Source organism: Streptomyces sp. 8K308 (assembly GCF_004348315.1).
Lineage (GTDB): Bacteria > Actinomycetota > Actinomycetes > Streptomycetales > Streptomycetaceae > Streptomyces.
Map to the genome: position 1 here is coordinate 1 of NZ_SMKC01000314.1, position 8139 is coordinate 8139.

General features: G+C 72.3%; 8 protein-coding genes, 3 tRNA genes and 2 pseudogenes. 3 read left to right on the forward strand and 10 right to left on the reverse strand.

Going from position 1 to position 8139, the window contains the following annotated elements; translation table 11 throughout:
- The 4 genes and pseudogenes from E1265_RS29460 to E1265_RS29475 all read right to left on the reverse strand — a co-directional run.
- A pseudogene (locus E1265_RS29460) lies at window positions 1-217 on the reverse strand (electron transporter); the annotation flags it as partial.
- Window positions 218-412: 195 nt separating this feature from the next.
- Window positions 413-1222: a transcription termination/antitermination protein NusG gene (nusG, locus tag E1265_RS29465; RefSeq protein WP_132934046.1), complete on the reverse strand. Its 810-nt coding sequence runs from the start codon at window positions 1220-1222 to the stop codon at window positions 413-415.
- A 41-nt stretch (window positions 1223-1263) separates the two neighbouring features.
- Window positions 1264-1533 (reverse strand): preprotein translocase subunit SecE, encoded by a 270-nt coding sequence (secE, locus tag E1265_RS29470; RefSeq protein ID WP_132934052.1) that lies wholly within the window; start codon window positions 1531-1533, stop codon window positions 1264-1266.
- An 81-nt stretch (window positions 1534-1614) separates the two neighbouring features.
- Window positions 1615-1687: transfer RNA gene (locus tag E1265_RS29475), tRNA-Trp, on the reverse strand.
- Window positions 1688-1845: 158 nt separating this feature from the next.
- On the opposite strand from E1265_RS29475, the gene E1265_RS29480 reads away from it, so the two are divergent.
- Complete coding sequence (locus tag E1265_RS29480) at window positions 1846-3078, forward strand: pyridoxal phosphate-dependent aminotransferase (protein ID WP_132934047.1); 1233 nt, start codon at window positions 1846-1848, stop codon at window positions 3076-3078.
- 69 nt (window positions 3079-3147) lie between these two features.
- On the forward strand, window positions 3148-4167 hold the full coding sequence (locus E1265_RS29485; protein WP_132934048.1) for an adenosine deaminase: 1020 nt from the start codon (window positions 3148-3150) through the stop codon (window positions 4165-4167).
- Between the two features lie 15 nt (window positions 4168-4182).
- On the opposite strand, the gene E1265_RS29490 is transcribed toward E1265_RS29485, so the two are convergent.
- The 6 genes from E1265_RS29490 to E1265_RS29515 form a co-directional block, all read right to left on the reverse strand.
- Entirely contained in the window at window positions 4183-5718 is a 1536-nt protein-coding gene (locus tag E1265_RS29490) for a UDP-N-acetylmuramate dehydrogenase (protein WP_347877261.1), read from the reverse strand.
- A 59-nt stretch (window positions 5719-5777) separates the two neighbouring features.
- A complete protein-coding gene (locus tag E1265_RS29495; protein ID WP_132934050.1) occupies window positions 5778-6212 on the reverse strand; it encodes a MaoC family dehydratase in 435 nt (144 codons plus the stop codon).
- Between the two features lie 2 nt (window positions 6213-6214).
- Complete coding sequence (locus E1265_RS29500; RefSeq protein WP_132934051.1) at window positions 6215-6670, reverse strand: MaoC family dehydratase N-terminal domain-containing protein; 456 nt, start codon at window positions 6668-6670, stop codon at window positions 6215-6217.
- A 111-nt stretch (window positions 6671-6781) separates the two neighbouring features.
- Window positions 6782-6946 carry a 50S ribosomal protein L33 gene (rpmG, locus tag E1265_RS29505; protein ID WP_077059582.1) on the reverse strand — a complete coding sequence of 55 codons (165 nt, stop codon included), beginning with the start codon at window positions 6944-6946 and terminating at the stop codon, window positions 6782-6784.
- A gap of 96 nt (window positions 6947-7042) precedes the next feature.
- A tRNA-Met gene (locus E1265_RS29510) sits at window positions 7043-7115 on the reverse strand.
- 45 nt (window positions 7116-7160) lie between these two features.
- A tRNA-Thr gene (locus tag E1265_RS29515) sits at window positions 7161-7233 on the reverse strand.
- A 138-nt stretch (window positions 7234-7371) separates the two neighbouring features.
- On the opposite strand from E1265_RS29515, the pseudogene E1265_RS29520 reads away from it, so the two are divergent.
- Window positions 7372-8139: pseudogene (locus tag E1265_RS29520) on the forward strand (hydrolase); the annotation flags it as partial.

An 8139-nucleotide genomic window follows, 5' to 3' on the forward strand; every position in this document is an offset into this window, starting at 1 on the left:
CGCCCGCGCCCTCCTCCGCGCTGTCCGTCGCCTCGGGCGCCGCGCTCGCCTCAGGACGGGGAGTCGTCATGGCCACGGGCAGTTCCTCGTTGACCTCCCTGTCCACCCACAGGGTCCACGGCTCGAACCAGTACAGCCCGAAACCGCCGACCGCCAACGTGACCAGAGCCGCCGCCACCACCAGCGGCCTGGTCGCCACACGCCTCACCCGGCTCATCGTCGTCTCCGTTCCCGGTAGCCAATGTCCCGAGCATCCAAGGACGTGGACACCGGCCCCAGAGCCATCCGGCGACAGCGGTAAGGAATCGGTAATGCGTGACGAGCGGGATCGGCCGCGAACCCCGTGGAACGCGCACAGGGCTGCTGCCCCGCGGATCACCGCGGGCAGCAGCCCTGTGTCGCGCCTATGCGCTCAGTTCTTCTGGATCTGGTCGAAGCTCAGCTCGACCGGGGTCTCGCGGCCGAAGATCTCGACGAGGCCCTTGACCTTCTTGGAGTCCGGGTTGATCTCGTTGATCGTGGCCTGGAGCGTCGCGAACGGGCCGTCGGTGACGGTGACCGAGTCGCCGACCTCGAAGTCGAGGACCTGGACCTCGACCTTGCGGCCACCGGCCGCCGCGCCCTCGGCGCCCGCCTCGGCGGCGGCCTTCTGCTCGGCCTCGGGGGCCAGCATCTTGACGATCTCGTCCAGCGTCAGCGGGTACGGGTCGTAGGCGTTGCCCACGAAGCCGGTGACGCCCGGGGTGTTGCGGACCACGCCCCAGGACTCGTTGGTCAGGTCCATCCGCACCAGGACGTAGCTCGGCAGCTTGTTCTGCTTGATGGTGCGACGGTCGCCGTTCTTGATCTGGACGACCTCTTCCTGGGGCACCTCGACCTGGAAGATGTAGTCCTCGACGTTGAGCGAGACGGCGCGCTGCTCGAGGTTGGTCTTCACGCGGTTCTCGTAGCCCGCGTAGGTGTGCACGACATACCACTCGCCGGGGAGCACCCGCAGCTCCTCGCGGAGCTGCGCCACGGGGTCGACCGGCTCCTCTACTGCCTCTTCGCCCTCGCCGGGCTCGTCCTCGACGCGCACCGCGGCCTCTTCAGCGGACTCGCCGGCCGCGACGTCGGCAGCTTCGTCCTGGTCGACGGTGTCCGCTGCCTCGACAATGTCACGCGCGGTGCCCTCGCCCTCGACCTCGGCGGACGCGGCGTCATTGTGGTTCGGGTCAGACACGGTAGCTGCTTCTTCCTGACTTACGACACGGAGGTGATACGTCAGCCGAAGACGTACTCGACGGCTCGGCTGAATCCAAAGTCAATCACGGTCAGGATGCAGATGACGACGATCACGAAGACGATCACGGCCGTCGTGTAGGTCGAGAGCTGACGCCTGGAGGGCCAGACGACCTTGCGGAGCTCGGCGACGACCTGGCGGTAGAAGAGTGCGAGCCGGCCCAGCGGGCCGCGCTTGGCGCGGCGGCCGCGGCGTTTGCCGGTGCCCTCCCCCTGGGGCTGGGGCTCGGGGGTCTCCACGGAGTCTGTGATCCCAGCCACTCGTCCTCACCTGATCCCGGTCATGGTCAAAGGCCGCCCGGCCACCCGGACGGCTGTTCACCTTACGTGTAGCAGGGCCGGAGGGACTTGAACCCCCAACCGCTGGTTTTGGAGACCAGTGCTCTACCAATTGAGCTACGACCCTTTGCCGCGTGGTGCCCGACAACGTACCGCATCGGAAGCGCCACCGGTGAGGAGTGTACGTGGTGAATCGCCGCCCGTCGAACGGGTAGGAGCGCCTCGGTAGCGATCGGTGGGAGATCTCATGTGCCACAGCAGTGCCATGTCTGGGACGATGCCCCTATGAGTGCCGCGACATCCCCAGCTCCAGAAGCCCGCCGGGTCTCGGCCCGGATCGGCGCCATCTCCGAGTCGGCCACGCTGGCCGTGGACGCCAAGGCGAAGGCCCTGAAGGCCGCCGGCCGTCCGGTGATCGGGTTCGGCGCCGGCGAACCCGACTTCCCCACCCCCGACTACATCGTCGAGGCGGCCGTCGAGGCCTGCCGGGCCCCCCGGTTCCACCGTTACACGCCGCCGGGCGGGCTGCCGGAGCTGAAGGAGGCGCTGGTCGCCAAGACGCTGCGCGACTCGGGCCTGACGATCACGCCGTCCCAGGTCCTGGTGACCAACGGCGGAAAGCAGGCGATTTACGAGGCGTTCGCGGCCCTGCTCGACCCGGGCGACGAGGTGATCGTGCCCGCTCCCTACTGGACCACGTACCCCGAGTCGATCCGGCTCGCGGGCGGCGTGCCCGTCGAGGTGGTCGCGGACGAGACCACCGGATACCGGGTGAGCGTCGAGCAGTTGGAGGCGGCCCGCACCGAGCGCACCAAGGTGCTGCTGTTCGTCTCGCCGTCCAACCCGACCGGCGCGGTGTACTCGCGGGAGCAGACCGAGGCGATCGGCCGCTGGGCCGTGGAGCACGGCCTGTGGGTGCTCACGGACGAGATCTACGAGCACCTGGTGTACGGCGACGCCGAGTTCAGCTCGCTGCCGGCGCTGCTGCCGGAGCTCGCCGACCGCTGCGTGATCGTCAACGGCGTCGCCAAGACGTACGCCATGACCGGCTGGCGGGTGGGCTGGCTGATCGGCCCGCAGGACATCGTGAAGGCCGCCACCAACCTCCAGTCGCACGCCACCTCCAACGTGAGCAACGTGGCGCAGGCGGCGGCGCTCGCGGCGGTCTCCGGCGACCTGACGGCGGTGGCCGAGATGCGGTCGGCCTTCGACCGGCGCCGCCGCACCATCGTGCGGATGCTCAACGAGATCGAGGGCGTCGACTGCCCGGAGCCGGAGGGCGCGTTCTACGCCTACCCGTCGATCAAGGCGCTGCTCGGCAAGGAGATCAGGGGCCGGCGGCCCGCCACCAGCCTGGAGCTCGCCGGGGTGCTGCTCGAGGAGGCCGAGGTCGCGGTGGTCCCGGGCGAGGCGTTCGGCACCCCGGGCTACCTGCGGCTCTCCTACGCGCTCGGCGACGACGACCTGGTCGAGGGCGTCTCGCGGATCCAGAAGCTGCTGGCCGAGGCGCGGGACTGAGGTTCGGGCGTCTCCCCCTGGGGGGTATGCGACTACCGGACGTCGCGGGGTATACGGCAGGATCTGACAATGGATCGTGTTCGTGACGTCCGGTCGCTCCCCAAGGCGCACCTGCATCTGCACTTCACTGGGTCGATGCGCCCCGGCACGCTGCTCGAGCTGGCCGACAAGTACGGGGTCAGCCTGCCGGACGCGCTGAGCGGGGGCCGGCCGCCGCGGCTGCGGGCCACGGACGAGCGGGGCTGGTTCCGCTTCCAGCGGCTCTACGACGCGGCGCGCGCCTGCCTGCGGGCGCCCGAGGACATCCAGCGGCTGGTGCGCGAGGCGGCCGAGGAGGACCTGGCGGACGGCTCCCACTGGCTGGAGATCCAGGTCGACCCGACGTCGTACGCGCCGCGGCTCGGCGGCCTGATCCCGGCGCTGGAGATCATCCTGGACGCGGTGGAGACCACGTCGCGGGAGACCGGCCTCGGCATGCGGGTGCTGGTGGCGGCCAGCCGGATCAGGCACCCGCTCGACGCCCGCACGCTGGCCCGCCTCGCCGTCCGCTACCGGGACCGGGGCGTGGTCGGGTTCGGCCTCTCCAACGACGAGCGCCGGGGCATGGCGCGCGACTTCGACCGGGCCTTCGCGATCGCCAGGGACGGCGGGCTGCTGGCCGCGCCGCACGGCGGTGAGCTGTCGGGCCCGGCGAGCGTCCGCGACTGCCTTGACGACCTGCGGGCCGCCAGGATCGGCCACGGGGTACGGGCGGCCGAGGACCCCTATCTGCTGGAGCGGCTGGCCGCGGCGCGGGTGACGTGCGAGGTGTGCCCCGCGTCCAACGTGGCGCTCGGGGTCTACGAGACGCTGGCCGAGGTGCCGCTGCGGACCCTGTGGGCGGCCGGCGTGCCGATGGCGCTCGGCGCCGATGACCCGCTGCTCTTCGGCTCGCGGCTGGCCGCGCAGTACGAGATCGCGCGGGAGCACCACGGCTTCGACGACGCCGAGCTGGCCGAGCTCGCCCGCCAGTCGGTGCGGGCGTCGGCGGCGCCTGACGACGTGCGGGAGAAGATCCTGGTCTCGATCGACGAGTGGCTGGCGGTCTGAGGGGCGGTGCGGCGGTCAGAGCTCGACGCCGACCAGCACCGGCTCGTTGACCAGGGTGACGCCGAACGCGGCCCTGACCCCGTCCCGCACCTCGCGGGCGAGGGCGAGCACGTCGCCGGCCGTGGCCGCGCCGCGGTTGGTGAGGGCGAGGGTGTGCTTGCCCGAGATGCGGGCGCGGCCCGTACCGTAGCCCTTGGTGAAGCCGGCCCGGTCGATCAGCCAGGCGGCCGAGGTCTTGGTGTGGCCCTCGCCCGCCGGGTAGGCGGGCGGGGTGACGTCGGACCCGAGGCGGTCGGCGACGCGGGCGAGGAAGGCGGCGTACGCGGCGTCGTCCAGGATCGGGTTGGTGAAGAACGAGCCGGCTGACCAGGTGTCGTGGTCCTCGGGGTCGAGCACCATACCCTTGCCGGTGCGCAGCTTGAGGACGGCCTCGCGGGCGGTGCCGACCGGCACCCGGGCGCCGGGGGCCACGCCGAGCAGCCTGGCGGCCTCGGCGTAGCGGATGGGTCCCGAGAGCCCGCCGGCGTCCTCGAGCTCCAGGCGGACCCGCAGCACGACGTGGCGGTCGGGCTCGGCCTTGAACCGGCTGTGCCGGTAGGCGAAGCCGCACTCGGCGCCCGGAATGGTGACGACGGCGCGGGCGGCCCGATCGTAGGCGACGACCTCGGTGATGACGGAGGAGACCTCCTGGCCGTAGGCGCCGACGTTCTGGATCGGCGTGGCCCCGGCTGAGCCGGGGATGCCGGCCAGACACTCGACGCCGGCGAGGCCGGCGTCCACCGTGCGGGCGACGGCGTCCGACCAGGTCTCGCCGGCGGCGAGCTCCAGGCGGGTGCCGTCGAGGTGGTGCCCCGTGGTGGCGACGCGCAGCGCGGTGCCGGGGAAGCCGGCGTCGCCGACGAGCAGATTGCTGCCGCCGCCGACGACCAGCAGCGGCGTCCCGGCCTCGTCGGCCGCGCGCACCTCGGCGACCACCTCGTCGTCGGTCTCGGCCACCACGAGCCGCCGCGCCGGCCCTCCGACCCGGAGGGTGGTCAGGGGCGCGAGCGATGCGTTATGGGTCTCCTGCACCGTCTCAGGGTATGCGCCCTGCCGGGCGCGACGGCTGGAAGGGCCGCCGGCTACGGCTGACCGGTGAGCCACCCCGCCCCGGCGGAGCCGGAACGAGGCGGCCGGGTGACCGCCTCGCGGGCGAACCGGCGCGCGGCACAGCCGCGCCTCCGCTCGTTGAGACCGAAGGCCCGGCAGAGCCGGCACAACGGGCTGGACGCCCGTTTCGCGGGCCGGCGGCAAGCTTGCCCTTGTTGCCGGGCGGCGCCGGCGAAGCCGGCCTCCGGCCCGTGCGGCGCACCGACTCGGATCGGGAGTGGGGCCTTCGGCCCGAGAGGTCCGGCCCAGCACCGCCGGGCCGGACCGGCGCCCGGCGGCACGGCTTCCTCGCGCCGGCAGCGCCGGCCGAGCCGCCCGTGCACCGCGCGGGCTCGCGCCCCGGCCCCCCGGGCCGGAGGCCCGTCTCCGGCGGAGCCGGGAAAGGGCGGGCGGGGGAAACACCCCGCCGGAGGCAGCCGGCTCGGGTCCCTTCGAGGCGCTCAGCCCGCCAGGGCGACCCGTCAGGCCAGACGAACGACGGCTCGGGCGAGGCCGAGGACCTTCTGGCCGGCGCTGCGGGCGGTGATGTCGACGCGGACCGTGCGGGCCTCGTCGTCGAGGAGGGCGGCGACCTTGGCCGTGACCTCGATCTCCGCGCCCTTGTCGTCGTCGGGGACGACGACCGGCTTGGTGAAGCGCACGCTGTACTCGAGCACCGCGCCCGGGTCGCCGACCCAGTCGGTGACGACGCGCCCGGCCTCGGCCATGGTGAACATGCCGTGCGCGATGACGTCGGGCAGGCCCACCTCCTTGGCGAACCGCTCGTTCCAGTGGATGGGGTTGAAGTCGCCGGAGGCGCCCGCGTACCGCACCAGCGTGGCGCGGTCGACCGGGAAGACGGCGCCCGGCAGCTCGGTCCCGACCTCGACGTCCGCGTACGCGATCCTCGCCGCCACGCCTACTCCCCCGCCCCGCTCATCCTGGCCACCAGCTTGGTGTGCACGGTCACCACGTGTTCGCCGCTCGCGTCGTGCACCTCGCCGCGCACGTCCACGATCTCGTTGCCGGCGCGCGAGCTCGCCGCCTCGATGACCGAGGTCACCGAGAGCCGGTCGCCGGCGCGCACCGGGCGGGCGTAGGCGAACTTCTGGTCGCCGTGTACCACCCGGCTGTAGTCGAGGCCGAGCTGCGGGTCCTGGATGACCGTCTGGGCCGCCGCGAAGGTGATGGAGAACACGAAGGTCGGCGGGGCGATCACGTCCGGGTGGCCGAGCGCCCTGGCGGCCTCCGGGTCCGTGTAGGCCGGGTTGGCGTCCCCGATGGCCTCGGCGAACTCGCGGATCTTCTCCCGCCCCACCTCGTAGGGGGCGGTGGGCGGATAGCTCCGCCCGACGAAGGACTCGTCCAGTGGCATGGGATCCCTCTCGACTCGACTGCCTGGCCTGACGGTGACGCGGCCAGACAGACTACGAGGCCGCCCCCCGGGCAGGGGAGCGGCCTCGTCTACGAAACTCTGCGGTCGCTGTTAGCGGGTCTCGCGGTGCGCGGTGTGCGCGTTGCAACGCGGGCAGTGCTTCTTCATCTCCAGGCGGTCCGGGTCGTTGCGCCGGTTCTTCCTGGTGATGTAGTTCCGCTCCTTGCACTCCACGCAGGCCAGCGTGATCTTCGGGCGGACGTCGGTGGCAGCCACGTGAGTGCTCCTTGACGGATGGACGGGTAAAACACTTGCTTCAACACAGAGAGAGTAGCCGATCGGAGGACCTAGCCCTCAATCGGCTACTGCGGGTAGCGGCGACCGGACTTGAACCGGTGACACAACGATTATGAGCCGTTTGCTCTACCGACTGAGCTACGCCGCCCTGAGATGAGAGTCCCCGTCCGATGACGGAGACCCGACATCCCAGAGCCCCAAAACGGAATCGAACCGTTGACCTTCTCCTTACCATGGAGACGCTCTGCCGACTGAGCTATTGGGGCGAGCGCTGAAGAGATTACACGGTCCCGGGCAGAAGGAGAAATCCATAGAGAGTGGGGAGCAACCGGCAACCACCACGGTGGTACGACTATTCGCTCCTTGCCCTCCCCGGCCCCGCTCGCCCCGTACGCTCCATGCCGATGCTTGCACTCAGGGGACCTCGGCTCGCCGACGGGCGCACCGTCGACCTCCTGCTGAGCGCGGAGCGGATCGAGGCCGTCGGCACCCCGGGCAGCCTGACCCCGCCCGCCGGCGCGCGGGAGGCCGATCTCTCCGGCTACCTGCTGCTCCCGGCCCCCGCCGAGCCGCACGCCCACCACGACACGGCCCTGACCGGCTCTGGCGGCGGGCCGCCCGCCACCACCCCGGCGGCCCTGCGCCGCCGGATCACCGAGGCGGCGCTGATCCAGCTCGGGCACGGGGCCACCGCTCAGCGCAGCCACGTCAGGATCGGCGGCGCCGAGTCGCTCGCGGCGCTCGAGGCCGCCCTGGAGACGGCGCGGGCGCTGCGCGGGCTCGCCGAGCTGAGCGTCGTCGCGGTGCCCCGGCTGCTGACGGGCCTCGCCGGGGCCGAGAACCGGGCGCTGCTGACCGAGGCTGCCAAGATGGGCGCCGGGGTGCTCGGCGGCTCGCCCGACCTGGATCCCGATCCGGCCGGTTATCTGGATGTCGTGCTCGGCATCGCGGACGAGCACGGCTGCGCGATCGACCTGCACACGGACGGCGGCGACCCGGCGCGGCTCGCCAGGCTCGCCTCGGCGGCCGGCGCCTGCCGGTCGGGGGTGGCGATCGGCCCCTGCGGCGGCCTTTCGCTGCTGGCGCCTGAGGCCGCGGCGCGGGTGGCCGGGCGGCTCGCGGCCGCCGGCATCACCGTGGTCTGCCTGCCGGCGGGCCCCTGCGGGCTCGCC